The organism is Cardiobacterium hominis (assembly GCF_900637305.1).
GTDB lineage: Bacteria > Pseudomonadota > Gammaproteobacteria > Cardiobacteriales > Cardiobacteriaceae > Cardiobacterium > Cardiobacterium hominis.
Map to the genome: position 1 here is coordinate 1,670,614 of NZ_LR134365.1, position 24,344 is coordinate 1,694,957.

At 54.3% G+C, this 24,344-nt stretch carries 31 protein-coding genes and 1 other RNA gene; 12 read left to right on the forward strand and 20 right to left on the reverse strand.

Annotated features, from left to right (window positions below; genetic code table 11):
- Nucleotides 1–121: 121 nt before the first annotated feature.
- From EL199_RS08080 to arsC, 5 genes are all read right to left on the reverse strand, one after another.
- Complete coding sequence (locus tag EL199_RS08080; RefSeq protein WP_004142446.1) at nt 122–445, reverse strand: hypothetical protein; 324 nt, start codon at nt 443–445, stop codon at nt 122–124.
- 393 nt (nt 446–838) lie between these two features.
- On the reverse strand, nt 839–1,876 hold the full coding sequence (locus tag EL199_RS08085) for a TonB-dependent siderophore receptor (RefSeq protein ID WP_315861902.1): 1,038 nt from the start codon (nt 1,874–1,876) through the stop codon (nt 839–841).
- Nucleotides 1,877–2,245: 369 nt separating this feature from the next.
- Nucleotides 2,246–2,779 (reverse strand): hypothetical protein, encoded by a 534-nt coding sequence (locus tag EL199_RS08090; RefSeq protein ID WP_004142441.1) that lies wholly within the window; start codon nt 2,777–2,779, stop codon nt 2,246–2,248.
- Nucleotides 2,780–2,790: 11 nt separating this feature from the next.
- Nucleotides 2,791–3,330, reverse strand: coding sequence for a DUF924 family protein (locus tag EL199_RS08095; RefSeq protein WP_004142438.1), 540 nt, complete (start codon nt 3,328–3,330; stop codon nt 2,791–2,793).
- Nucleotides 3,327–3,680, reverse strand: a complete 354-nt coding sequence (gene arsC / locus EL199_RS08100; protein ID WP_004142436.1) for an arsenate reductase (glutaredoxin) — start codon at nt 3,678–3,680, stop codon at nt 3,327–3,329. Before arsC ends, EL199_RS08095 begins: the two co-directional genes overlap by 4 nt.
- 99 nt (nt 3,681–3,779) lie before the next feature.
- On the opposite strand from arsC, the gene nfsA reads away from it, so the two are divergent.
- The 5 genes from nfsA to EL199_RS08125 are packed head-to-tail and all read left to right on the forward strand — an operon-like array spanning nt 3,780 to nt 6,994.
- Nucleotides 3,780–4,502: an oxygen-insensitive NADPH nitroreductase gene (gene nfsA / locus EL199_RS08105; protein WP_040355874.1), complete on the forward strand. Its 723-nt coding sequence runs from the start codon at nt 3,780–3,782 to the stop codon at nt 4,500–4,502.
- Complete coding sequence (locus tag EL199_RS08110) at nt 4,499–4,774, forward strand: hypothetical protein (RefSeq protein ID WP_004142431.1); 276 nt, start codon at nt 4,499–4,501, stop codon at nt 4,772–4,774. Before nfsA ends, EL199_RS08110 begins: the two co-directional genes overlap by 4 nt.
- A 53-nt stretch (nt 4,775–4,827) precedes the next feature.
- A complete protein-coding gene (gene dhaK, locus EL199_RS08115; RefSeq protein WP_004142430.1) occupies nt 4,828–5,904 on the forward strand; it encodes a dihydroxyacetone kinase subunit DhaK in 1,077 nt (358 codons plus the stop codon).
- The gene (dhaL, locus tag EL199_RS08120) at nt 5,901–6,527 is read left to right on the forward strand and encodes a dihydroxyacetone kinase subunit DhaL (RefSeq protein WP_004142429.1); all 627 of its coding nucleotides are present in this window, start codon (nt 5,901–5,903) and stop codon (nt 6,525–6,527) included. Before dhaK ends, dhaL begins: the two co-directional genes overlap by 4 nt.
- Nucleotides 6,527–6,994 (forward strand): hypothetical protein, encoded by a 468-nt coding sequence (locus EL199_RS08125; protein ID WP_004142427.1) that lies wholly within the window; start codon nt 6,527–6,529, stop codon nt 6,992–6,994. The genes dhaL and EL199_RS08125 overlap by 1 nt, the downstream gene beginning before the upstream one ends.
- Before the next feature lie 27 nt (nt 6,995–7,021).
- On the opposite strand, the gene EL199_RS08130 is transcribed toward EL199_RS08125, so the two are convergent.
- A complete protein-coding gene (locus EL199_RS08130; RefSeq protein ID WP_004142425.1) occupies nt 7,022–8,635 on the reverse strand; it encodes a SulP family inorganic anion transporter in 1,614 nt (537 codons plus the stop codon).
- Nucleotides 8,636–8,744: 109 nt separating this feature from the next.
- Between EL199_RS08130 and ssrA the strand changes: the two genes are divergently transcribed.
- Together ssrA and EL199_RS08140 are read left to right on the forward strand one after the other, a co-directional pair.
- Nucleotides 8,745–9,093: a transfer-messenger RNA gene (gene ssrA, locus EL199_RS08135) on the forward strand.
- Between the two features lie 157 nt (nt 9,094–9,250).
- Nucleotides 9,251–10,456: a tyrosine-type recombinase/integrase gene (locus EL199_RS08140; protein ID WP_004142423.1), complete on the forward strand. Its 1,206-nt coding sequence runs from the start codon at nt 9,251–9,253 to the stop codon at nt 10,454–10,456.
- Here EL199_RS08140 and EL199_RS13005 read toward each other — a convergent pair.
- From EL199_RS13005 to EL199_RS08195, 11 genes are all read right to left on the reverse strand, one after another.
- On the reverse strand, nt 10,449–10,592 hold the full coding sequence (locus tag EL199_RS13005) for a helix-turn-helix transcriptional regulator (RefSeq protein ID WP_197719323.1): 144 nt from the start codon (nt 10,590–10,592) through the stop codon (nt 10,449–10,451). The two genes, EL199_RS08140 and EL199_RS13005, sit on opposite strands and share 8 nt — an antisense overlap.
- Before the next feature lie 120 nt (nt 10,593–10,712).
- Nucleotides 10,713–11,255: a hypothetical protein gene (locus EL199_RS08150; protein WP_004142420.1), complete on the reverse strand. Its 543-nt coding sequence runs from the start codon at nt 11,253–11,255 to the stop codon at nt 10,713–10,715.
- Nucleotides 11,256–11,415: 160 nt separating this feature from the next.
- On the reverse strand, nt 11,416–11,652 hold the full coding sequence (locus EL199_RS08155) for a hypothetical protein (RefSeq protein WP_004142418.1): 237 nt from the start codon (nt 11,650–11,652) through the stop codon (nt 11,416–11,418).
- Between the two features lie 10 nt (nt 11,653–11,662).
- A complete protein-coding gene (locus EL199_RS08160; RefSeq protein ID WP_004142415.1) occupies nt 11,663–11,992 on the reverse strand; it encodes a hypothetical protein in 330 nt (109 codons plus the stop codon).
- Between the two features lie 172 nt (nt 11,993–12,164).
- Entirely contained in the window at nt 12,165–12,350 is a 186-nt protein-coding gene (locus EL199_RS08165) for a hypothetical protein (protein WP_004142411.1), read from the reverse strand.
- A 16-nt stretch (nt 12,351–12,366) separates the two neighbouring features.
- A complete protein-coding gene (locus tag EL199_RS08170; RefSeq protein ID WP_040355872.1) occupies nt 12,367–15,045 on the reverse strand; it encodes a toprim domain-containing protein in 2,679 nt (892 codons plus the stop codon).
- Between the two features lie 20 nt (nt 15,046–15,065).
- Nucleotides 15,066–15,623, reverse strand: a complete 558-nt coding sequence (locus tag EL199_RS08175; protein WP_081447848.1) for an ogr/Delta-like zinc finger family protein — start codon at nt 15,621–15,623, stop codon at nt 15,066–15,068.
- A complete protein-coding gene (locus EL199_RS08180; RefSeq protein ID WP_004142406.1) occupies nt 15,620–15,907 on the reverse strand; it encodes a hypothetical protein in 288 nt (95 codons plus the stop codon). The genes EL199_RS08175 and EL199_RS08180 overlap by 4 nt, the downstream gene beginning before the upstream one ends.
- Complete coding sequence (locus tag EL199_RS08185; RefSeq protein WP_004142403.1) at nt 15,900–16,166, reverse strand: hypothetical protein; 267 nt, start codon at nt 16,164–16,166, stop codon at nt 15,900–15,902. Before EL199_RS08185 ends, EL199_RS08180 begins: the two co-directional genes overlap by 8 nt.
- Nucleotides 16,163–16,468 (reverse strand): hypothetical protein, encoded by a 306-nt coding sequence (locus EL199_RS08190; RefSeq protein ID WP_004142401.1) that lies wholly within the window; start codon nt 16,466–16,468, stop codon nt 16,163–16,165. Before EL199_RS08190 ends, EL199_RS08185 begins: the two co-directional genes overlap by 4 nt.
- Entirely contained in the window at nt 16,465–16,644 is a 180-nt protein-coding gene (locus EL199_RS08195) for a hypothetical protein (protein WP_004142400.1), read from the reverse strand. The genes EL199_RS08190 and EL199_RS08195 overlap by 4 nt, the downstream gene beginning before the upstream one ends.
- Before the next feature lie 196 nt (nt 16,645–16,840).
- Between EL199_RS08195 and EL199_RS08200 the strand changes: the two genes are divergently transcribed.
- From EL199_RS08200 to EL199_RS08220, 5 genes are read left to right on the forward strand one after another with little or no spacing between them, the layout of a single operon-like run.
- On the forward strand, nt 16,841–17,305 hold the full coding sequence (locus EL199_RS08200) for a helix-turn-helix domain-containing protein (RefSeq protein ID WP_115612106.1): 465 nt from the start codon (nt 16,841–16,843) through the stop codon (nt 17,303–17,305).
- Complete coding sequence (locus EL199_RS08205; RefSeq protein ID WP_004142396.1) at nt 17,306–17,875, forward strand: hypothetical protein; 570 nt, start codon at nt 17,306–17,308, stop codon at nt 17,873–17,875. It begins immediately after the preceding gene.
- A gap of 2 nt (nt 17,876–17,877) precedes the next feature.
- Entirely contained in the window at nt 17,878–18,627 is a 750-nt protein-coding gene (locus tag EL199_RS08210; RefSeq protein WP_126316053.1) for a hypothetical protein, read from the forward strand.
- Nucleotides 18,628–18,674: 47 nt separating this feature from the next.
- A complete protein-coding gene (locus tag EL199_RS08215; protein ID WP_004142392.1) occupies nt 18,675–19,760 on the forward strand; it encodes a GNAT family N-acetyltransferase in 1,086 nt (361 codons plus the stop codon).
- Nucleotides 19,738–20,109: an ASCH domain-containing protein gene (locus EL199_RS08220; RefSeq protein WP_081447847.1), complete on the forward strand. Its 372-nt coding sequence runs from the start codon at nt 19,738–19,740 to the stop codon at nt 20,107–20,109. Before EL199_RS08215 ends, EL199_RS08220 begins: the two co-directional genes overlap by 23 nt.
- Before the next feature lie 77 nt (nt 20,110–20,186).
- Here EL199_RS08220 and EL199_RS08225 read toward each other — a convergent pair whose 3' ends face one another.
- From EL199_RS08225 to EL199_RS08235, 3 genes are read right to left on the reverse strand one after another with little or no spacing between them, the layout of a single operon-like run.
- Nucleotides 20,187–21,158: a contractile injection system protein, VgrG/Pvc8 family gene (locus EL199_RS08225; protein ID WP_004142388.1), complete on the reverse strand. Its 972-nt coding sequence runs from the start codon at nt 21,156–21,158 to the stop codon at nt 20,187–20,189.
- A complete protein-coding gene (locus EL199_RS08230) occupies nt 21,158–21,592 on the reverse strand; it encodes a phage tail protein (protein ID WP_004142385.1) in 435 nt (144 codons plus the stop codon). The genes EL199_RS08225 and EL199_RS08230 overlap by 1 nt, the downstream gene beginning before the upstream one ends.
- Nucleotides 21,593–21,604: 12 nt before the next feature.
- Nucleotides 21,605–24,304: a phage tail tape measure protein gene (locus EL199_RS08235; RefSeq protein ID WP_004142384.1), complete on the reverse strand. Its 2,700-nt coding sequence runs from the start codon at nt 24,302–24,304 to the stop codon at nt 21,605–21,607.
- Between the last annotated feature and the right edge of the window lie 40 nt (nt 24,305–24,344).

Genomic DNA, 24,344 nt, shown 5'->3' on the forward strand with positions numbered 1-24,344 from the left:
GCCCCACCGTAAAGTCTTATCGCTATCCTAGGGGATGTCTAGCAGACTCAAACAGGTTATAAAGACAGCCATCACAAACGCGCGCCGCATCAGCGGCGCGTTTGGTGTACGGCTTATGGGTTTATTGCAGCTGTTGGGTTTGGTCGCGCAGTACGCCGCTAACGTTTGGCAGTTGGCTGAAGTAGGCTTCGGCGTCGTTCAGGCTTTTGTCGGCAGGGATGCGGATGGCGAAGCCGTGCAGGATGGGATAGTGGTAGAGAATTTCTGCGCCGTAAGCGGCGATGTGCTGACGCAATGCGCTGTCGGCATGGTCGCCGTGGTAGTAGAGGATGAGGTTGTGCGGCGCCGCCGTCGCAACGGGGGTGGTGTTGTCGGGCGGCAGGGCGCTTTGGCAGGCGGAAAGGATTAACGCGCTGATGAGTATGGGGAGCAGTTTGTGGGTCATGGCTTTCGGGAGCGGTGGCGATTTTTGTAACAGGCGGTAAGGGAGGTTAGGGGCTATTGGCAATTTGAGCCCCGCCTCCCCCGCGGAGCGGGGGAGGCGGGGCTCTCCATGAAAAAGGCAGACGCCTTTTTCATGAGAACCCGGGGAGGGGGTGTGAAAAGTCGCGTAGCGACGGCATTATTCAAAACGAGGGAGTCCTCAAACGTAGGTTGTCATGCGAAGTTTGTTTATCCCTGCCCTCACCCCAACCCCTCTCTTGCTGCGCAAGCAATGCTTGTCCCACTGGGAGAGGGGCTTATCCGCTGAAATGCAAACAGCTCCCAGGACGATGTCGCTAACCGACCCCCCGGTTTTTTTGGGCAGCAGTCTGAGCCAACGGGTGCGCTCAGCCGTTTATTTCAGCTCCCATTTGACGTTGAGCATGACGTTGCGCGGTTCGCCGTAGAAGTTGCCCCAGCCGTGCGCACGGATGCCGTGGTTTTCGTAGTAGCGCTTGTCGGTGAGGTTATTGACGGCAACGCCGACGCTGAGGTCTTGCGTCGGTTTGTATTGCACGTTGGCGTTCCAGAGGGTGTGGCCGCCGTTTTTCACGTCCCAACCGCTGCTGGTGCCGCTTTGCGTGCTCATGCCGAGGCCGACCGTCCATTTTTCTGCCGCGCCCGGCAGGCGGTAGCTGGTGTAGAGGCGCAGCATGTGTTTCGGCGTCTGTTTGTTGAAGTCGCTGCCCTTGAGGGTGCTGCCGATGGTTTCGGTGTATTTGCGGGTGTTGTAGGTGTAGCCCGCGAACATTTGCCATTGGTCGGTCAGTTTGCCGCTGATTTCGGCGTCCAGCCCGCGGCTCTGCAGGGTCATCGGCTCAAAGTAGAAGCGGTTTGTGCCGTCGGTCAGGCGCTGGCAGCTGTTGATGGCAGTGTTTTTCTGGTCAATCTGGAAGAGCGCGACGCTCGCGTTCAGGTCGCCGTTGTACCATTCGCCTTTCCAGCCGACTTCGTAGTTGTTGCCCAGGGTTGCGGGCAGCGGTTGGCCGTTTTTGCCGGGGTTGGTGTTGTATTTGAAGATGCTGGTGTAGCTGGCATAGAGGCTGTTGTTGGGGTCAAGGTCGTAGGTGACGCCGAGGTACGGCACGAAGCGGCTTTTTTCGGTGCGTTGCTCGCGATCGGCGCGGGTGTCGGGTTTGCCGTCGCTCAGGTCGTAGTCCCAGCTCCAGTCGCGTTTCCAGTGGCTGTAGCGGGTGCCGGTGAGGATGTGCAGGTTGTCGGTGGGGTTCACGCGCACGCCGCCGGCAATGGCGTGGGTGGTGTAGTCGTTGCCGCTGTAGTTGCGGCTGTCCGGGGTTGTTCCAGTCAGGCCGGTGGTGGTGCGCATCGCCGAGATGGTGTAGGAATTGACGTCCTCGGTGCGGGTGTTGTCGCGGTCACTCTTGACGGTGATGGCTTGCGGGTCTTCGCCGTTTTGTGCGTGGGCATGGCAGGCGAGGAGGACGGCCGCAGCAAGCGCGGCGGGTTTTCAAGGGTACATGGCGGATTCTCCAGATAGGGATGACAGGAGCCGAGATGTCCTTTTGGCAAGGTGTTTTTTGTCTTTCGCCTTAAGAGGTTCACCGCTTTTTGCTTAAGGGTGTAACGCGCATTTCAGCGCGCGGATTTTAGCATCGGCATCTATGGAAAATGCGATTGATATATGTAAACGGGCGGGTGTCGTGCGTCTTGAATTTACAAGCCCGGCGCAATACATAGCCGAAGAAGCGCCCAACGCCGCCGAAGGCTGTACGCCTTGGCACGGCGGCGTGGTTTATTGCGGCTACGCGCTATCCTTTTTAGCCGCCGCCTTGATGGCGAGGATTTGCCGCACGAAGTCGGCGAGTTTGCCGGCAAAAGCGGCGTCGTCCAGCGCGGCGATGCGGGCGAAATCATCCGGCTTGCCGCCGTCGTCGGCACTGACCGTTTCGCCGTGGTAATGGCGGAAAAACAGCGCCTTGCCGCCGCGGATTTTGCCGCGGTGCAGGACGAAAACGCGGTCGTTTTCATCGCGCGCAAAGACGCCGGAAAGGGCGCGGTTCAATCCTTCTGCCGGGAAATTGATTTCTGCGGCAAGCGCGACTTTTTTGCCCGCGATAGGCGCACCAATGCCAAAACCATTCCAGCATTTTTTGTCCTGTATTTGTTGCGCGTACCATAAATCCCATTCCGGCGCGTAGGCAACTTCGGTGGAAAAACCGCCGCCAACACCGGACACGGTGCAGGTAATGCGTTGCGGCATTGCTGCCAATAAGTTTTCCCGGAAGGTTTGTTGTGCGGCTGCGAGTGCCGCAGCATCTGTTATTACGGTGAGCATCAATCCTCCATTCAGAATGCCGAGCCCGGCTGTTGTAAGAAGGTAATTTCTTCCGCGCTGCTTTTTCGTCCCAATATTTCATTGCGGTGTGGATAGCGGCCGAAGCGGTCAATGATGGCTTTGTGTTTCGCCTCAAAGTCGATGGTAAGCGCATCGGTATATTGCGCAAATAATGCAGTCGCCCATTCGTGCATGGCGGCGCTTTCGCTGTGCATGAAGGGCATCAGCATGAATTTTCGCTGTATCATTTCCATTTGGGCAAAGTCTTTTTGCTGAATGGCTTCTTGCGCCAATATCAATGCCATGCCGTCTTGCGCAAAGGCAAGCGGATTGTCGCGGTACAGATTGCGCGAGAATTGGTCAAGAATAATGATTTCGGCGAGGCGGCCTGGGAGGTTGTCACGCCAATGGTAAAGTTCGCCAGCCGCCGCTTGTTGCCACACGGCGAGAAATTGCGCGTGAATTTTTGCATCAAAGGCATCGCTTTTGGCAAACCAATAAGGCTCCGTTTCCGGAGAAAACCAGAAATCGAGTATTTGTTGCGCATTCATTTTTCTTCTTCCAGCAATTCCAAAACGCGCTCTGCCGGACGGCCGATGCGTACGTCTTGTTCGCTGCTTGCGACCGGGCGATTGAACAGTTGCGGATGGGCGGCCAGCGCGTCCAGCAGTGCTTCGTCGTCCTGCGTGTCCAGTTGCAGTTCGCTGTAGAGCGCTTCTTTGCGGCGCAGGAAATCGCGCACCGGCAGGCCGCTGCGGGCGATGAGCGCGGCGAGGGCGTCGCGGCTCAAGGGGGTTTGCAGGTAGTCGATGATGTGCGGCTCGACGCCGTGTTCGCGCAAGAGGGCGAGGGCGCTGCGCGAGGTGGAGCAGCGCGGGTTGTGATAGAGGGTGATGGTCATGAGGGGCTCCGGTTAAAGCGGTAAGTATAGCGGATTGCGGCGGCTGGCATGGCGGTGCTTTTGCGCGTATATTGCCGCTTCTTTTTCTACGGAGGCTTTATGAACAGCAATCCTGCTGTGGCGACTGCCCTGGCGCATCGCTCCATTCGCAAATTTACGCAGCAACCCATTGCGCCGGAGATTCTGGAATCCCTGATGGATGCCGGGCGCATGGCTTCGACTTCCAATAATCTGCAATGTGTTTCGATTATCCGCATTACGGATGCGACCATTCGTGCCGGTATTCGTCGCGCGGCAAGCGATATGGCATACGTGACTGACTGCGCCGAGTTTTTGTTATTCTGCATGGACTTTTACAAGGCAAAAACGATTTTGCCGGAAGCGCAAGTGGATTGGGCGGAGGTTTCTATTATTGGCGCGCTCGATACTGGCATTATGGCGCAGAATGTTTTGCTTGCCGCCGAGTCTTTGGGTTTGGGCGGCGTTTTTATTGGCGCTTTGCGCAATGATATTGAAGCGGTCGCGGCGCTCGTCGGTTTGCCGGAATATTGCGTGCCGCTGGTGGGTTTGTGTTTGGGTTATCCCGATCAGGAGCCGCCCTTAAAACCGCGCCTGCCGCGTGAATTGATGTTTTTTGAAAACCGCTATGCCGCGCCAAATCCGGATGTGGTCGCGCAATATGATGCGCAGTTGCGCGATTATTATCTGGCGCGCAGCGGCAAGGATTTGGATTGGTCTTACAGCATTCGCAAGGCATTGAATGAACCGGTGCGCCCGCATATGTTGCCGTTTTTGCAAAAACAGGGGTTACTCAAGCAATGAAATTCTGGATTTTGGGCGCGCTCGCTTTGGCGTTGGTGAGTTGTCAATCGCGTAAACCTTTCGACGGGCCGCTGGCGCTTTCCCCGGAAAAGCCCTTAAGCCTGCGCGATTGTGCCGCGCGCATTTGTCCGGCGGTGCATGATCCGGTCTGCATTACTTATGATTATGGCGGCCACCGCTTTCGCCAGAGCTTTAGTAATGAATGCGAGGTGTGCATTGCGTCGGAGCATATTGTCAGCCGTCAGCCAGGGGCGTGCGACAGCGGGCGATGAGGGTATAATGTGTTCAATTTTGTGAATCCGGCTTTTATAAATGGGAGAAAGTGATGAAAAAGCTCATTAACCAAGTGGAAACGGTCTTGAATGAACAGTTGCAAGGCTTCGTCGCCGCGCATCCGGCGCTGCGCCTGCACCGCGATCCGGTCTTTATTGCCCGCAGCGACGCGCCGCTTGCCGGCAAGGTCGCGCTGATTTCCGGCGGCGGTAGCGGGCATGAGCCGATGCACAGCGGTTTTGTTGGCGACGGCATGCTTGACGGCGCGGTGCCGGGCGAAATTTTTACCTCGCCGACGCCCGATCAGGTTGTTGCCTGCGCGCAGGCGGTAGATGGCGGTAAGGGCGTGCTGCTGCTGGTCAAAAATTACACCGGCGACGTTCTCAATTTTGAAACTGCCGCCGAACTGCTGCATGACATGGGCACGGAAGTCGCTTTCGTCCTCACCGATGACGACGTCGCGGTGAAAGACAGCCTCTACACCGCCGGGCGGCGCGGTGTCGCCGGCACCGTATTGCTGGAAAAACTGCTGGGCGCGGCGGCGCGGCGCGGCGATGACCTCGCCAGCCTTGCCGCATTGGGACGCCGCCTCAACGACCAATGCCATAGCATCGGCATCGCCCTCGGCGCCTGCACCGTACCCGCCGCAGGCAAGCCGTCCTTCACCCTTGCCGATGACGAAATGGAATTTGGCGTGGGCATCCACGGCGAACCGGGCATCGAACGTCGCGCCTTCAAAGGGTTGGACGACACCGTCACGCAAATGTTCGCCACCCTGATTGAACACGGCGCCTATCACCGCACCCTGCGCCTGTGGAATGGCGCGACGGCCAGTTGGGATGAAGTCAATCAGGAAAAACAGCCGCTGGCCAAAGGCGACCGCGTCATTGCGCTGGTCAATAATCTCGGCAGCGTGCCGCTTTCCGAATGCTACGGCGTCTATCACGCGCTCGCCCGCTGCTGCGCCGACTTCGGCCTTACCATCGCCCGCAGTCTGGTCGGCTCGTACTGCACCTCGCTTGACATGCAGGGCATCTCCATCACCCTGCTCAAGGCGGACGACGCCGTACTCGAACTCTTTGACGCGCCGGTAAGCACGCCGGGCTGGAGCAACGGAGGCCGCGCATGAGTTTTACCAACAGCCAATACATCAACTGGATAGACCGCTGCGCCGCCGCGCTTGCCGCCGCGCAGGACGAACTGACCGCGCTCGATACCGCCATCGGCGACGGCGACCACGGCCTGAACATGCACCGCGGCTTCAGCAAGGTGCAGGAAAAACTGGCGGCAGAGGCAGGCAAAGACCTCGGCAGTCTCAGCAAAAGCGTCGGCATGACGCTGCTTTCTACCGTCGGCGGCGCCAGCGGCCCGCTTTACGGCACCTTCTTCATCAAGGCCGCGCCTGCGCTCAACGGTAAAAACGAAGCCGATTTGGCAACGCTCGCGCAAGCCATCGCCGACGGCAGTGCCGGCTTGGTTGCGCGCGGACAGGCGGCCGCGGGCGACAAAACCATGGTGGACGTCTGGCTGCCGGTGGCGGAAGTGCTCAAACAGGCGGCCGCCAGCGGTGTGAGCCTTAAGGACGCGCTGCAAGCAGCAGCCAGAACCGCGCAGGAACAGGCAGAAGCGACCATCCCGTTGGTCGCGAAAAAAGGCCGCGCCAGCTATCTCGGCGAACGCAGCGCCGGCCATAAAGACCCGGGCGCGGCATCCAGCGCCTTGCTGTTGCAATGCCTGGCTGAGGCTGTCTAATGGGAAAACCTGTTTTGCTGGGTATCTTGCTGGTATTGAGCGGCATTTTGGGCTGGCGGTATTACGAAAACAGCCAAAAATCATCGACCAAAGCATCGCTGCGGATTTATATCGAAAGCTTTAACCAATACCGGAAAACAGAAAACGAGATGCTCGCGCATATTATTGCGCAGGGGCATTATGGCGGCACGATTCCGCAAACACTAACCGAACCGCTTGTTCGTGAAGTGCAACATATGCGGGAAAAAAATGGCTGTCCGCGTATTCCCGATAAAGCATTACAACAAAAATGCGACGGCCTCTTTGCACAGTACCAGAAATCGTTGAGCGATTTGCAAACACAGGGATTCAGTCGGAGCGTCGGCGAACCGCTGAAAGACATTATCTCCAGCGTGCATCGCTTTACCTCTGAGGACGTCACGAACAAATACCCGGACATTATCAAGAAAACGGAAATGACACCGTGAAAAAAGCCCCTCGATGAGGGGCTTTTCTTATTGCCGTAACGTTTCTACCGCGGCGGCAAAATCGCGGACAAAATTCCCTTCCCCAAGCAAATCCAGCACACCGCTGCGGCTTAATCCCGCGCGCACCTGCTCATTCGCACCGGAAACCATAACGCGGATACCGCGCTTCTGAAAATCACCGATAACCCGTTCCAGCGTCAAAATGCCGGTCATATCAATATAAGGCACCCACCGCATCCGCAAAATAACGGCGCGCGGTTGCGTATTGATATCTGCCAAAGTCTGCTCGAATTTCTCCATCGCGCCAAAAAAGAATGGGCCATTGACAACGAACATCTGTACATCATCCGGCAAGGCTTCCGCATCGCTGCTTTGCTCACCTTTTTTGACCTCGACTGCTTTCGCCATCTGTCCCAAAAAATGCAAGGTGGCGAGAATAACCCCAATATTAACCGCGACCACCAAATCAACCAGCACCGTCAAAAAGAAAGTAATCAAGAACAGCGCATTATCCGCACGCGGCGCACGGCGCAGCATATTGATGCAGCGCTTTGGTTCACTCATATTCCAGGCAACCTGAAAAAGAATCGCCGCCAAAGCCGCCAGCGGAATATTGGCGGCAAGCGGGGCTGCAACTAACAACACCAAAGCCAGCGTAATGGCATGAATAATTCCGGCAAGCGGGCTGTTACCGCCTTGACGGATATTGGTCGCGGTACGCGCAATCGCTCCCGTCGCGGCAAAACCGCCGAATAACGGCGACAGCATATTGGCAAGCCCCTGCCCGACCAATTCCTGATTGGAATGGTGGCGCGTGCCTGCCATGCCATCGGCGACAACCGCAGAAAGCAGCGATTCAATCGCGCCCAACATGGCAATAGTAAAGGCGGGCAACATTAAAGTCGCCATATCTGTCCAGGCAAAACGCGGCAGGGCGAAATGCGGCAAACCGGTGGGAATACCGCCGAATGCCGTACCAATGGTTTTTACCCCGTCAAACTGAAAAACAGCTTGCAAAGTGGTGGCGACAATCAAGACCCACATGGGCGATGGAATGCGGCGTAACAGTGCAACCTTGGGGACGATAATCAGCAAGGCGAGTGAAAGTAGCGCCAAGGCAGTCGTTGCCGGATGCAAATGTGGCAAATTGCGCAGGAGCGACCATAATTGCTCATAAAAATGTGCGCCTTCCGCTTTGGGCAGTCCAAAAAAGGCCGACCATTGCCCAACCCAAATGACCACACCAATGCCCGCGGTAAAACCAAGAATGACCGGCATCGGAATAAAACGAATCATCGCGCCGAGACGGAATAAACCCATCAACAGCAACATGACGCCCGCCAAAAAAGTCGCCACCTGTAAACCATTGATACCATAGGTTGCGGTAATGCCGGCAAGAATGGCAATAAAAGCGCCCGTCGGCCCGGCAATCTGCACGCGCGAACCGCCGCAGACAGAAACCACTATCCCGGCAATAATCGCCGTATAAATGCCTTGTTCCGGCTTGACGCCGGTGGCAATGGCAAAAGCCATCGACAGTGGCAACGCGACCACGCCGACAATAATTCCCGCAATCACGTTGCGTAACCAGTATTGGCGGGCGAACAGCCCCGCCCGCTGTGCATCAATCCAGGCAATCATGTCAAACTTCCATTGCAAAAATGCAAATTTTACGCCTCTCGCCGACAAAAAACGATGGTGAATTGTGGCTGGATTTTTCGGGCGACAGCCGATATAATGCGCGGCACTTGGGGGCGTTCCTGGATTCGACGGGGATGACAAGGCTCCAGGTGCATGTCGAGGATGAAAGAACCTCGTAAAACCCTTTCAACCTAATAGTTGCAAACGACGACAACTACGCTTTAGCGGCTTAATTCCCGCTGACGCTCACTTGAATGTGTCTGTACGTTCAAATTGAGTGGCATTTTTACAGAACCGCTGTTTAGCGCGTCCGCCGCTAGGCAGTCAAATTTAGCGGAATCGTGTGCGGGTTGCCTGGCCGTTGGCTGCACGCCCATTAAATTAAAAACGAGCCTAAACATGTAGTACCGAAAGTTGCGTGTTCGCGGACGGGGGTTCAAATCCCCCCGCCTCCACCATTTTTTGTATCCACAAGGCTCCAGAAGTTACCAAACCACCAGTATTGGCCTGGCTTCTGGGGCTTTTTTATGCGCCAGATGTATCCATGTGTATCCACGTTATACCAAGCCTTTTGTAGTACTATCTGTAGGACTGAAAAACCGTGTAGTACTTAATGTGGCACTAACTGAAACTCAATGCCGGACTGCCGCCGCGCCGGACAAGAACGTGAGAAAGTATTTTGACGGCGGCGGCCTGTGCCTGCAGGTGACGTCAGACGGGAAAAAGTACTGGCGGCTGTACTACCGCATGCCCGGCAGTAAGAAACAACAGACTGTGTCCTTCGGCGTGTATCCAAAGGTCAGCCTGAAACAGGCGCGGCAGCGACGTGATGAAGTGAAATTACTGATTGCGCGTGGAATTGATCCGAAGCTGGCCGCGAAACAGCTACGGCAAGACAGGACAGTGGCGCTGGAAAATACCTTTGCCGATGTTGCCAAGCGGTGGCTCGAGCATCGGGCTGAGGTGAAGAAATGGGGCAAGCAACATCAGCGGGCTACAAGAAGCATGCTGGAGCGGTACATGTATCCCCGCATCGGTGATTATCCGGTGACGGAAATTGAGCCGACGCAAATCCTGCGTGTACTGCAAGAATTACAGGCGGCCGGTAAAATTGAGACGTCGCACAAGCTATTGAGCGCGACGACGCAGGTGTTTCGCTACGCGATGATCACCATCCGGATCTGCAAATACAATCCTGCAGCGGATTTGTCGGAATTGCTGGTAACCGGGAAATCTGTCCCTTTCCGCCATATCACAGACCCTGGCGAGATTGGCCGCCTACTGGTCGCACTGGACGAATACACCGGCAGTCCGCAAGCGAGAGGGTTGGCGCGTCTGCATCCCCTTATTTTCACGCGCCCGACGGAAATCCGGCTGATGCGCTGGGACGAAATAGACTTTGAACAGCGCCTTTGGCGGCGCAGTGATGATGAGACAGTGCGGCGGAAAAATGTCAACGCGGTACCGTTTTCTCGCCAAGCGTGGGAAATTATTGCCGGTCTGCGCTTGGTCACAGGGCGGACGGATTACGTCTTTTGCAACATCCACCGCAACAAGCCATTCAGCGCCGGTGCCGAGGGCAAGGTGTTAAAGAGTATTGGCTATCACGAAAAAATTGTGCCGCACGGTTGGCGGCATACGGCGTCGACCCTGCTGCATAACCAGGACTACGACAGCATATGGGTCGAGAAACAGCTAGGCCATACAGACAAGAATGAAGTCCGGGGAACCTACAATCACGCGGACTACCTCGAACAGCGGCGAAAAATGCTGCAAGAGTGGGCTGATTATTTGGACATGTTGAAAGCCAACGTCAAGTGACGTCGGCTTTGTTTTGTTGCGCGAGCCAGTCCAGTACCTCGCCGAGGATGTAGTAGCGCCCTCTGGTGTCGGAGTACCTGCGTGAAGCGGGGAACAGGCCCTTGCGCTCCAAGCGGCGGATGGTTTGTGGTGACAAGGGGATTAGTCCCCGATGCTCCCGCCCCCGAGTCTTGGAAGTGGAAATATCGGCTATGGTGACATGAGCTTCACGCGGCATTTCTGAGTAATTCATTTTTATCCTCTAAAAGCAAAAGAGTCATAGCTTCAGCTTCATCAAACTGTCTTCCGGCTTCACGGGTGGCGAAATGACACACGCCACGGTCAGCGATAACCTACCTTCGCACCAATGTCCATCCAACCAGTCCGGTTGTAATTCGTACGCTACCAGCGGATAAACTTTTTCGCCTTCCTCCCTGATTTGTGGTTGCAGTGCGAGATACCCTGCCCATTGGGGCACCTCCACTTTCCGGCCATACCACTCGATAAGCCGCGCGGGTGGCACTTGGTAATCCGATACCTGAAAAGGCTCAAAGGTTAGGTTTGAAACATGGAAGCACCAGTGCGTCCGTATATACTCACGGAATTTGTTGTGCCCCCCGAAGTCGAATCCTAAATCCGGCCTGATTATCGGGCGCCATCCTGCTTTCCCCTGACTTCCCCCGCTGCGCCATTCGCCCAGCAAATAATCTGGTCGTATCTCCCAGCATTCCACATCTCCGATTTCGTCAAGTGTGATGTAGTTGGTTTCGTCGGTCACGACCAAATCAGCACCAAAAAAATTCTTGATAAGTTTTGCCATTGTTTCCTCTTTTGTCTTTTGTTGAATCCGGTAGCCGCTAACGGCGGCAAGTCGGCGTCCACTCAGGCCGATATCTGCGGATGCGGCGGCGGTTGTTTCAAGCCGCAGACACTCGCCGCTTGTCTGCTTCCCTCTTCCCCAGCTGAGGTGAGTTTGTTTTTCACCAGTGTTCCGGCAGATCTGTTTCGAAGATGTCGCGGATGGTATAAACGGCTATTTCGTATGCGCGGTGTGCGCCTTCGTAATAGTCTTTGTAACGGTTGTGCGGGTCGATTTTGTCTCTGGCTTCGTCCGATTCTTTGGCTAAATACGCTTGCAGTTCCTTTATCTTGGCGATGAGTTGCTCCTTAGTAAGCCGCTGTATTTTCTCGGTCTTGTATGGTGTTTTGAGTTTCATGTTTCCTCCGTTATTCGCTGTCGGCAAGGCTTCGTATCCAGGCATCGTCAGGTGCGTTTACGATCAGGCGGTTGCGGTACGCTGCTTCTTCGTTCTGCTCAAAGCTGATTTGCCATGCTGCTTTGTCCAGCGGTTTGTCTTCGTTCAACAGGGACATGCCGATGTGCCACATTCCAGCCCTGTTGTATTGGCCGGTAATCAGCATACCTTCTCCGTTTGGCCGCGATACGATGAATTCCCTTATCGAACGTTCCCCGTTGTCGCAGTGGTCTATTTGGCTGATGCCGTATTCGCCGAAGGTGTCATCCGAGTAGCCTTCGAATATGTATTTTTTGCTCATTTTTTCTCCTCGTTAAAAACAAAAATGTCAAAGAATTCGTCAATGGCCGCCATATCGCCTTTATCGGTACGCTCTTTCAGTTCTTTCAGATTGCGAACCAACTCTTCCAAGACCCATTGCAATTCCCCTTTCTTACCAAAGACGATGGCGTTTTCTATGTTTAGTTACATGCTCATGCTCCTTTCTCCTGCACTTCGGTTTTATCAACAATTTCCAGCGAGAGTCTGATTTCCTTGCCATTAGCCAAGTGCAATTTCGGCGCCAGGAGTTCTATTCCCTCTTGTTCCATTACCTTTGCCAATACCAAAGACACCTCTACCCATTTCCGCATTGTCACCATTAGAAGGTTGTTACTCATAGTTTTCTCCTGTGTGTTAAGAAGTCTGTTCCCCGCGCGCGCGTTGAAATATCCAGCATCGCGGGGTTTTGGGTTGACCGTTGCTGTTGCACGCGATGGCCGATGACACCGTGCGGCTCGCATCAACAAACTTGCGGTGTTTGCTGGAGCGCAGGTGGCGTTTCAAATCGCGCAAGAGCGGCACCTGTTGGCGGGCATTGCCGGCCATTTCGATAAATTCGTTGAGATTGACGGCTATTAGGTTTGGATCGCGGCTGTGGTTGAGCGCGGGTTGTGGCGCACCGAAGCCATCGCTCTTGCCTGCGCTGTCGAGGTAGTCGAAGATTTCCCAGAATTCCGCGACCACCGGATGGTCGGCAGCGATGGCCGTTTGCCGTTCGATGCAGGCATCCTTCAGCGCAGCGCAGGTCGCTTTTTTCTGTTCGTCGCTCAACCCGAAAATGGCCGCAAACTGTTCGGCGAAGGCAATCAGCTGGGCGTGGTTTTTGGCAAGCCGTGCGTGATGGATGCCGTCAATGTTGAGCAGCATTTCTTGATACTTCGGCATCTTCTCGGTGACGTAGGAAACCACCTCTTTTTCACGTATCGTGGCGAGCAGTACGAAATAACTCAGTTCCTCGATGCCGAGGCGCACCATTTCATCTGTCGCGGCCTTGGAATCGGCGCTGTGTCCCGCTTTGGTGAAGCGCAGTTGGACAATCCGCTCAAGCACTGCGTCGCTGGCGTTGACCTGGTCGTTCTGGGCAATAACCAGTGTGCCGCGAAAAGGTGGCTCGTAGGTCTCGTTGCCGCTGTTTTTCAAGCCGCGCACTCGCATCCCGCGTCCGTTGTAAAAGGGTTTGAGTTCGTCCCAGTCAAATTTTCGCGCGTGTGAATCTTCGGCGCGGTCAGCTTCGATGAAGACGTTGGGCATGTTGGAATGCTGCGCCAGCGAGCGGTCGAGGCCGGCGCGCGTGCCCTTGTTTGGATCGATGCCTTCACGATCCTGACCGAGCAACCGCCAGAGGAATTCGATCAGCGTCGTTTTGCCGGAACCGGGTTCGCCGATGACTTCCAAAAACGGGAAGGACGACTGGCATTTGCGCACCTGCTCGGCGAAGAGCGAAGCGAACCAGTACACCGCCGCAATCATGCCGTCGGTGCCAAAAGCGCGCCACACCAGCTGCGGCCAGTCCTGGCGATAATGGCGCGGGGTCGTTTCGATGTGCATCTGCCGCTCGCGTGACAACGACTTGATGGATTTCTTCGGCAGATCGAAAAAATCCTCTTCGTTGATGTCGTAAGTCTTACCGCCCTGCACAGCGATGCGGGGGAAGATGTAGCAATCGTGCTCGCGGCTGTAGCCGATATACTCGATCGTTTCCACGGTTTTCAGCCCCTGCAGCCAGCGGGTACCTATCCAGTCGAGGTGTTTCGCTTCGCCCGACCACCACGCGCCTTGCGCGCTGGCCAGCCGCTTTTTGAATTCGGCACTGGCGGTGATTTGCCCCGGCGTGAAAGTCATGTTCATCGCCGGGCGGCTGTCGGGGAAATGGATGCGGGCGTAAAACCAGCTTTCATCCGTCACTTCCGCACGCTGGAAATAGAGAAATTCGGGACGGGCGTTGGCGATACGCTGCATCTTGCCGACCTTCATGACCGCATTGAGCGTCGTTTCATCGTTGGTGCGGCCATAGTCAAAGTCGCCTGACTCTATTAGGTCTTCCAAGTCTTTCTGTTCAACTGTCCACCAATGGAGCTGATTGTCATAATCAACGACAAAACCGTGCAATTTGGTATGGATAAACAGTAGCGCTGCCTTCTCACCCACCGAGCGCGCAATCAGCAGCGCACCGTGATAGCGGTATTCGTCAAGGTCTTCAACGTTCAGCCTGCCCAAGCGGTGCAGGTCATTCCAGTCACACTTACTTTTCGCTGGCGAAATGGCGGCGGCACAATCCAGTCCAGCCTTGCGCATCCGGGCAACGAATTTGCGGATAGCGGCTTTGCCCGCCTTGTCGTTGTCGAGTGCCCATACCCACCGCACTCCTGTTGCTACACAGTTATCCAGTGCAGTTTGTGGATAATTTGAACAGGACAGCACCGCAACCGCCTTGATACCGTTTTGCCACAGCGAGATGGCGTCAATAATGCCCTCGGTAATCCACACCTCGTCACCATCCTGGATAATCATCTCCGGTGGCTGCCACCAAAGTCCGGCGTGCGGCCCGCTGAAATTCTGCTTGCGTACCTCACGACTGCCGTCGGCGTTGACGATTTCGACCGGGTCAACAAAACGCTCCATGTAGGACGTACTGTTGGGCAGATAAAAACGCACCGTGGCCGTGCCGCTTTGTGCCTGCCCGCTCCACCATTTTTCCTGTGTGTAGTAGGACTTCATGCGCATGGTGTTGAGGCCGCGCGCCTCACGCATGTAGGCATCGGCGGTGGCATTCGGGTTTTGCGGCGTGCTGGGGAAGCGCTTGTTGTACTGGCCGAATTCCTCCGGATACAAGTCGCGGACGGAGTACTCCATGCCGCACTTGTTCTCGCGGCCACAGCGCAGCACCCACGGCGATTGCGCCGAAGTAAAGAGCGATTTTTTGCCACAAGCAGGACATTTGCCCTGGTTCAGCCAGCGCCCGTCATCACTTTTCTTAAAGGCAAACTCGCTGAGTATCCGGGGCACAATGCGCCCGGCTAGCTCTTCATTCATCTCGGCCATATGTCCCTCGCTTACAGCAGCGCGCTTTGTTGCTCGCGCGCTGTGCGGGCGCGGACAAATTCAACCAGCTCGCGCAGCGATACCGCGTGCTGTTGCCCACCGTCGTTGATGATGGCGCAAGCGATGGATGAATCGTCAATGGACAATCCCCAACCCTCTTTGGCCAGCCCTGCGGATTCATGCTCGGCGATGGCACGGGCTGCCGTCAGTTCGGCGCGGTGGGTATCAATTTTGACCAGCTCTTGCAGATAGTCACGGCAAGCGGCAAGGCGTTCGTCGCGGCTGTAACCGGGCTGCCAAGGACGGGCGACAAACTCGCGCGCCAGGTCAAGAGCACGGTCTTGCACCGCGTCACAGACGGGGATGGCCGTGATTTGGGGTTGGAAAAGACCGCTTGCCGGCGATATTTGCCGAACCACTTCGGAGCGAATGAGGTAGGTCGCGCCGCAGTGCGGGTTTTGACATGCTGCGTATTGTTCGCGCATGGCATCATGCTGCTGGTGGCTGCCTTGAATGCGCATCGGCGCACCGCACGCCGGGCAAGGGAAATGGCGTAAGGGTTGACTCATAGCGCACCCTCCTTTTTGCCGCATTTTTCGACCAACGACCAGAATTCAAGCAAGGCTTCACCGACGGTGTCAAAAAACTGGGTGGGGTGGACTTTGTCCGGGTTCGTGTACATACGGACACTGGGACCAACCTCGTCACATGACAAGTAGATACTGGATACAGCAAATCGCGCTGAGAGCTGCGTTGTTCCGTTTTCAAAAAACGAGACATAGCAAGTGATGCCCCGCTCAATCAAACGAGCGGCGACAGCAGAGAAAATCAGTTTCAAAGTGTCTTTATCCACGGCGTCCTCCTTGTCGTAGCCAGGCGAGGCATTCCGGCTGTTCATTGGCCGGCAGGTGTGGGCAGAGGTCGGCGATGCGCTGATAGTGCGCGTCGCTGTCTGTGCGGTAAAACGGGTCGTCCTCGGCGAGTGCCTTGGCGAACATCACGGTAGCCATCGCCATGATGGCGAGGCAGGCGAGGATTTCGCAGACGTTGCGGATAGCATCGAGGCGTGTCGCGTGCGGGTCGCGGTAGTAGCGGATGGGCGGCTGTCTCATGCGGCACCGTCCTCGCTCATCATATTGAGCGAATCGCGGGCGAGGTCACGCAGAGCGCGGAACAGTTCGGGGGTGATGATGATGGCTTTGGCCGGGGCGAGTGCCAGCCCTTGTGGTTGCGCCGGGCTGGGAAGCGCAATCAAGGTGCAGAACTCTTTGAAAGAAATGCGGCGGTCGCCGGTTTTTATGCGGCTGACGCTGCTATCGTCGAGGGAGAGCGCATCACGGATTGCGGCAACAGGGATTGCACACAAATGGCTTTCCAGCAAGCTGACGGTGCTGCAAACAGGTTTGATGGTCATGACTGGCCACCTTTGCCAAACTCGGCGTCAAGGTATTGCTTAACGCATTGGTAGGCGATGGTTGCCATTGGTAGTTTCAACTTGCGCGCGGCGCGTTGCAGGCGCTGGCGGTCTTGTTGAGATAGCCGGACGAGAACCGGCTTGTCTTTGCGGGTTTCGGGCGGTTTGATGTTCATGTATCATTACAGACGGCTAAGCCTAAGCGTAAGCGCGGCGAAGCCATAAGCCTCCTGATTTGTTGGGGGAATAGGAGAGCAACCGTAGTCGCCAAACTGTAGGGTTGCTCTCCGCCTTGTGTAGCTAAGCGCCTTGCTTAGCTTTGAGCTTACTATACGGCTACTTACGTAGCCTGTAAACAGGTATTAGCTAAAAATGCTTCAACTACATGAAAGATTAAGAAAAATAGTCGAGGCTTCAGGACTATCTCAAACCGCTTTTGCAGAGAAAATGGGTATCTCTCTCGCATCGCAAAAAAACTATGAAAAGGGGTTACGTTCGCCGGATAGTAAATATATCGAACGCCTACACTTGGCCGGCTACGATGCCATGTATGTCATAACCGGCGAAGCGAACACTATGCGTCTATCGCGCGAAGATAGCGAGTTGCTTGCCGTTTGGCACGCTGCCGATTTGGCTCGCAAAACAGCCGCGTATAACGCGCTGGTCGGCAACGTGCCGTTGCCGGGCGTAGAAATTAAAAAAGAGTATAAATTTGAGGGCGATTTTGCCGTTGGCGAAAATCACGGGGTAATTCTCAATAATGATGAGAAAAATAGTGGTAATAAAATTGGCAACATAACTGGCTCAATTATTGGGAACATCAAACAAGGAAAGTAAATGGAAAATAAAGACGAGGATGTTGAATTATATCTATACAATCAGATTGGCGATATTAAAGATAGTAGAATAAATAAAATTGAACAGGTTCTTAATATATCACCAAATATCCCTGATGATTTAAAAGAAGCGTTTGAGCTTTATCTTAACCTTATGAATGAGGATTTATTATGGAAAAAAGAGCAGCGTGCTCGGTTGCAAAAAATAGAAGAAATTACACGTAAAACTGAACTAGAAAACATAAAGAAAAAAATTCTTGCAGATAGAACCAATGTTTGGATGAAAGTAATTTTTTTATTTGAAATTACTTTGGTAATTTTATTCTATCTTTATAGAATATATCAAAAAACAAATGTTTTTAATGTTAAAAACTATATTAATATCCTTTGGCGTGATTTTTTGTATTTAACAGGTAACCCTACGGTTGTAACAAGCTTTTTATTATACTCTATTGCTATATCAATATTATTTATCTTTATTGCTGCATTTTTTAGTAGAAGAATTGCATATCGTGCCGTTCATAGATTTGAAAGAAATGAGAAAATAAAAAACAGCAAAATACCAACATAAAAATGCTAAAGAAAATATTTCTAGGAATACTGATATTGTGGTCGCTATTTATCTTTGCCGGTTTTGCGACTTCGCCGCGTCAAGCGGAAGATGTTTCATTATTGCTGATAGTGGGTATTTTTCCTTGGGCCCCGACAACGTTAGTATTGTGGCAACAAAACGCACGTAGACGGCGCGTTCCGCCATCATCTGCGCCACCCGAACCCACAGGGATGAACGCCTCGGATTATGCCGATTTTTGCCAATTGGTGAGGATGACGTTAAGCGACAACGTCGTTGAGCAGGCGGAAGCTGAATATCTTTACCGCTATTTGCGCGAACATGATGGTTTGCAGGATAGTCGGGTGCGGCATATCGCTATTGTTCTCGCAGCAACGCTGGCAGATGGGCAACTGGACGAAGAAGAAGCAGAAGAATTGCGGGTGTTGCTGGGTGAGTTTCTTGACGCTGATTTGCCGTCTCCACCACGTCCACGACAAAGAAGCCGGGACCGCCGCAGACAAAATGCACCTCCGCCCGTTTCCGACAATCCCTACGGCATGATTCTGCCGGGCAATACTTACGATATTTCATATTGCGACAGCGGGGGCAACATTAGCGAGCGCCGCGTGCATGTGCGGGAAATTGCGTTTAACAAATCCGGCAATGAAATTATCAAGGGCAGATGTCAGCTGGTCAAGGCCACGCGCAGTTTCCGTCGCGACCGGATTATTTGTGCCATTGATGTTGCAACTGGTGAGGTTTGTGCGTAAGTGGATGTTGTTTGCAGTACTACCCAAAGGAACATAAAGGAGAAAAAATGGGAAATTTACAATACAGATTTTTTGCTGATGTGGACTTAAATGACCCATTTTTTGATTCATTAAAAAATTCCTACCAGGAATTTACAGACTGGTTCAGGCGTAAGGCGCAAGAGTCTGCTTATGTATTTTACGGAGAAAAAGGTTTAATTGATGGTTTCTTATATCTGAAAGAAGAACCGATAATCATCAATGACTGCCAGCCAAATCTGATTGCCTCGAATCCGCGTGGTTGGCTGAAAATCGGTACGCTTAAGATTAATGCTCATGGGACAAAGCTAGGTGAACGTTTTCTCAAAAAGATTTTTGACTATGCGATCACCTGTGGTTTCGATGATATTTATGTAACTGTGTTTGCCCAGCACACTTCGCTGATTTCACTGTTTGAACGCTATGGGTTTAGGCAGGAAGCAACAAAAGAAACTTCGAATGGCATCGAGCTGGTTTTGACTAAGCGGCTACGTCTTCTATATCCAGGTATTGCAAATATCATCAAGAACTATCCAATTGTGAACTTCAGAGGAGATGAAACGTTTAAGCCGAAAAGTTATCTATTAGCTATCTATCCTCAATGGCATTCCCGTTTATTGCCGGATTCCATATTGACGAATGAAGATACTTCAATTATTCAGGATGTTTCACCAACGAATAGTATCCATAAAGTATACTTGGCAGGGATGTCTGGTATGGAAAGACTGAGAAGAGGAGATATTTTATTTATTTATCGAACCAGTGACAATAAGGCGCCAGCATATTACCGCGCTTTAATTAGCTCAGTATGTGTGGTGGAAGAATATCGTCATATTGAAACATTCCAAAACTATTCGGAGTTCGAACAGTACTGTGCACCATATAGCATCTTTACACCTTATGAATTGCAAAAATTTTGGGCAGAAAAACGCTACCCTCATATACTAAAATTTTCGTATAATATTGCCCTGCCCAAGCGAGTTATTAGGAAAGACTTGCTTGAGCAAGTAGGGCTATATGAAAATGACTATTTCGGATTTATGCCACTTACATCACAACAAGCAACTAATATTCTACGATTGGGGTCGGTCAATGCAAGTTTTGTTGTCTATTAAGCCGGAATATGCTGAAAAAATTTTGAACGGTGAAAAGAAATATGAATTTAGAAAAGTACTTCCCAAAAATAAGAGTATTACTAAAGTAATCATTTATGCCACTATGCCTATTGGGAAAGTCATAGGAGAGTTTGAAATAGCGGAACTTATCTCAGATTCTCCTTCACGCCTTTGGGAAAGGACTGCAGAATTTTCTGGCATTACACCGGATTTTTTTCAATCTTATTTTGAAGGCAAGAAAACTGCACACGCAATAAGAGTGGGGCGAATTCGGAAATATAAAAAAATGAAAAACTTGTCTGATATCCTTCCCAGCGGAACGCCCCCTCAATCATTTTGTTATGTTTAGTTTTATTTTTAAAAAGGATGGCGTATTTTCTCTAAATATTAAAACTCATAATATTATGAGTTTTTTAACAATCGAACTCAGGTAACCATCTCCTCACACGCGATCCGGCAAGTGTAGCCGTTATCCCCCAGCGAGTGGGTAATCTCTTTGATGAACCAACGCACCGCGTCGATTTGCGGTTTAAAGCCCTGGGTGATGAGCGGTTGTTCGGCGAAGAGTTCAGCGCGGCCCACGGCGAGGTTGAGGGTCAGGGTGCGCGAGCGGGTTTTGATGCGCTTCATTTCCGCTTCCGCTGCCGCTTTTGCCTCTTTTTCGCTGTTGTAGGTTTGTTTCAAGTGGCGTCGGTAGCCGTCTGCGCCAACCTCAGCTTTTTTCCGTTTCGCGCCTTTTTTGTCGTGCCAGTAAGCGACGACCCCAGTCACCCGGTCATCACGGTCGGCATCGGTAAAGTCGTGGCTGTCGCCCTCACTGCGGTGGACAGTGACGGTTGGCAAATCTTGGCCAGATGAGGTTTTACCCGCTGCACGCACCGTAAAGAGCAAACGGCCGTCCTTGACGGTGCCAACGGCGTCATGCTCCTGCGCCAGCCGGGTTACAAGGTGGGCGTCGCTCTCATTGGTCTGGTCAATATGCGGGATGGCAATACCGGCGAGGTCGGGCGCAACTGCCGGAATCAGCCCGTGGCGTTTGGCGATGGTACCGATGATGTCACCGAGGGTGGTGGCGTGGTAGCTGGTTTCGCGCTCCTCCAACAGCGTCTGGCGAAAATCCGCCGAGCGGGCACGGATAGTGATGACATCCGGCGGGCCGTGGTGGCCGATTTCATCGACGATGTAGCTGCCCCGGTTTTGTTCGCGCCCGGCAAAACCGAAGACAGCGGTCAGCTTCTTGCCCTTGCTCGGCAGTTCCACCATGCCGTCGCTGTCGTCGATTTCTACAGTCAGCTCGTCCACCTCCATGCCGTTTTTATCGATGAGGGAGAGCGAGATGAGGCGGCCGCGCAATTCCAGCGGACGGCCTTCCAGGATGAGTTGATAAATCGGTGTCATCAGAACAACCTCGTAATCAGCGGCAGCAGCGGCGCGAGTTTGCCGTACTCGCTATAGCGGCCGTCGTAGCGTTTCAACGCCAGCTGGAATTCGATGCGCTGCGCGTTACCATCAAAGATGAGTTCGCTCGCAGTTTCGTTGAGCGAGGCGATCAGCCAGTAGCCCAATACCTTGCCGTCGCCGCGCATCAGCAAATATGGCTCACCGCGCTCGGCCATTTCGCGCAGCATGTTGAGGCTGGATGGCCCGCCGGTGTAGGCGGGCATCAGCACTCCATTCAGGGAGATTTGGTCTTCACCGCGCCCGACAAATTGATAAGCGGGTTCGCCGCCGGTGCGGTTGTTGGATGGCCAGCGCCACTCCGTGCTGCGTTGCACACTGTCAAAAGGGGCTGTGTGGACGCTGAAAACAAAAAGCCCGTAACACATCAGCATGGTTTCCTCCTATCAAGCCGGGGCTGCGTCGTACATTGCGCTGCGCATACCCGCCGCCTGTTTGCGGCGTTCGGCGGCCAGGGCGCTGCCGACTTCTTTTTTGACATTGGCCGCCAGTTCCTTGCTGTCCATCCCTTGGGCGTTGATGTTGACGTTGACCGTCGGCGCGTAATTGCTGGATAACGGCTGGCCACGGGTGACGGGGGTCAGCGGCTTGGCCGCCGGTGGCCTGGGTACGCTGCTATTGCCGAGGACGCCGGCGTTGCGCATGGCGTTGAGCGTCTCCTCGCGCTTCTTGTCTAATGCTTGTGCGGCCGCCAGGGAGCCGCGCGGCAGCCGCTCCGCTTGCGCCGCGACGGTCTTGTTTGCGAGGATGCTGCCTTCCTCCGCCGCACCGACCAACCCTTTCAGCGATTCCCACGCCCCTTTGATTTTGTCGATGAGCCAGTTGATTTTGTTGGTGGCCCAGTCAATCGCGGGGCCGAAAATGTCCATGATCGCCTGCATCACCGACCAGTTGCGGATGGCTTCGATGGCGCGGGTGCCGGCGCCGGTGAGCAAATCCCACAGCCGCCCCGGCAGATTGACGCAGAATTCGATTGCGGCAGAGAAGGCGCCGATAATGGCCGAGGAAACGGGATTGGTCAGCCACCAGTTTTTCAGCGCCGCCCAGCGATCTTTCAGGAAGCCGATCACGTTGCCCCAGTTTTTATAGAGCCACCAGCCGGCGGCAACGACAGCGGCAATGACGAGGACAATGGGGTTGGCCAGCATAAAGCGTCCGGCAATAAGAAAGGCACGCCCCAGCCACATGACGGCAGTTGCCAGTCCCGATAGTGCCGCTTTTCCGGCTACCGCAGCAAAACCGGCAAAACTCGTGAATAGACGACCGAGTAAACCGAGGTTTGCCAACAAGCCGCCTATGGCGAATCGGCCCATGACCCACATCGCATTCAGGCCGGCAAACACCAGCAGCAGCGTACCGCCAACTGCCGCCAGGGCAATCAGCCCGGCGGCGCCAACCATGAGCCATTTCACTAGCTCTTTGTTGTTATTGACGAAGGGCTGCAGCGTGTTCTCGATGAAGTCTTGCAGGTTGGTACTCAGCCACAACAGGCTGTCGCGCAGGGTTTCTCCGATGGTACCGGAGAGCAGGGTGGCAACCCCTTCAAGCTGCTCAAAGGCGGCAGACAAAGTCGAGGTCTTTTCGGTAATGCGCATGGTTTTGTCGGCCTGCTCGTCCATATCGGCCAGCGCCTGAGTCAGCCCTTCCACCCCCTGCTGCGCGAGGATTTTGGCGACACGTCCGCCCTGTTCGCCGAACATCTGCCGCATCGCCAGCAGCGCTTCTTCATCGCCCAGTTTCTTGCGGACAACGTCAAATTTCTCCAGTTCCTTGACGATGCTCTCGATGTCTTTCAGGGTGCCGTCTTTGTTGTAGAAATTGAATTTGACCCCGGCTTTTTTCAGGACATCGCGTGCTTCCCCTTTCATCCCTTTTTTCGCCATCTCTAGAGCCTTCGGTCCTTCGCCGAGTTTGGACAGCATCATCGAGAAGTTGGTGCCAAACATCGAGCCTTCCAGACCCTGCCGTGCCGCCAACCCTTGCAGGGCAAGCAGCTTGCGGTAGTTGGCCTCGCCGGTCAGTCCGAGCGAGTTGACGTTAGGGGCGTAGTATTTCATCGCCTCGCCCATGTCCTCTTTTTTCAGGCCGAATGCAAAGTAGGCGCGCTGGGTCATGTCAGCGGCTTTATTCAAGTCGTCGGGATTGAGGCCGTGCGCTTCAATCATGCGCGCGGTGAAAGTACCGCCTTCCTCTTGCCCCATGTTCATCAGCACCGCCAGCTCTGCCGCTGCTTTCAGGCCGCCGCTGGTGAGTACTTCGTCTTTGACCCCCTGTTCTTTCAGCGATTTGGCGAGGTTGATGAAGTCCTGGGTGGTGCCGGGCAATACGTTGCCGAGCTGCTTCGCCTGCTTGTTGATTTCTTCAAAAGCGCCAAATGTGCCGTCGGCGCGCATCATCGTCACCTTGAGGTCGGTCGACGCCTGCTCTTGCCCCATATATTCACGCACCGGCGCACTGAGCAGGTGTGCGCCGCGCTGCGCAGCATTGATGCCGACATAGCCGGCCATTGAGGCGTTGGCCGAAACCGCCAGTCCGGCATCACGACGGGCGAGGCGCGCCTCCGCCTGACGCTGTCTCTCGGCCAACCGGCGTAGCCGGTCGGCTTGTCGGTTGAGCGCGTCGTTGGTCTGTCCGGCCTCGCGACGCAGGCGTGCTTCTGCCGACGCAAGGTTGCGTGTATCAATGCCTGCCGCGCGCAAGCGCTGACTGAGCTGGGCAAGGCGCTGCTGTTCACGGCTGCGCGTTTGCTCCAACTGACTGACCGATTGCCGGGCGCGGTTGTACTCGTCGCGCAGGCGGCGCATGGCGGCGGTACTCTGCCCCATTGCCGCGCCGTTGCGCAGCTGGTTGTGCAGGTCACGCACCCGCTGCCGCATTTGCGTCAGATCCTGGCTGTTTTGCCGGATAGCCTGCTGCTGGCGGCGGTAGGCGCCAATATCACGCAACTGGGCATCAAAGCGATGCAGCGTGTTGCGGTTTTGGTCAAATTGCCGTAGCAGCCGCTGCCCGGCACGCCCCACGTTGGCAAAGGTGCGACTCATTTGGTCAAAGGCACGCAGGCGCACCTGTAAATTGAGTTCGGCCATAAGATTTCCTTGGTTTGTTCTGCTACAATGCAGTTATCGA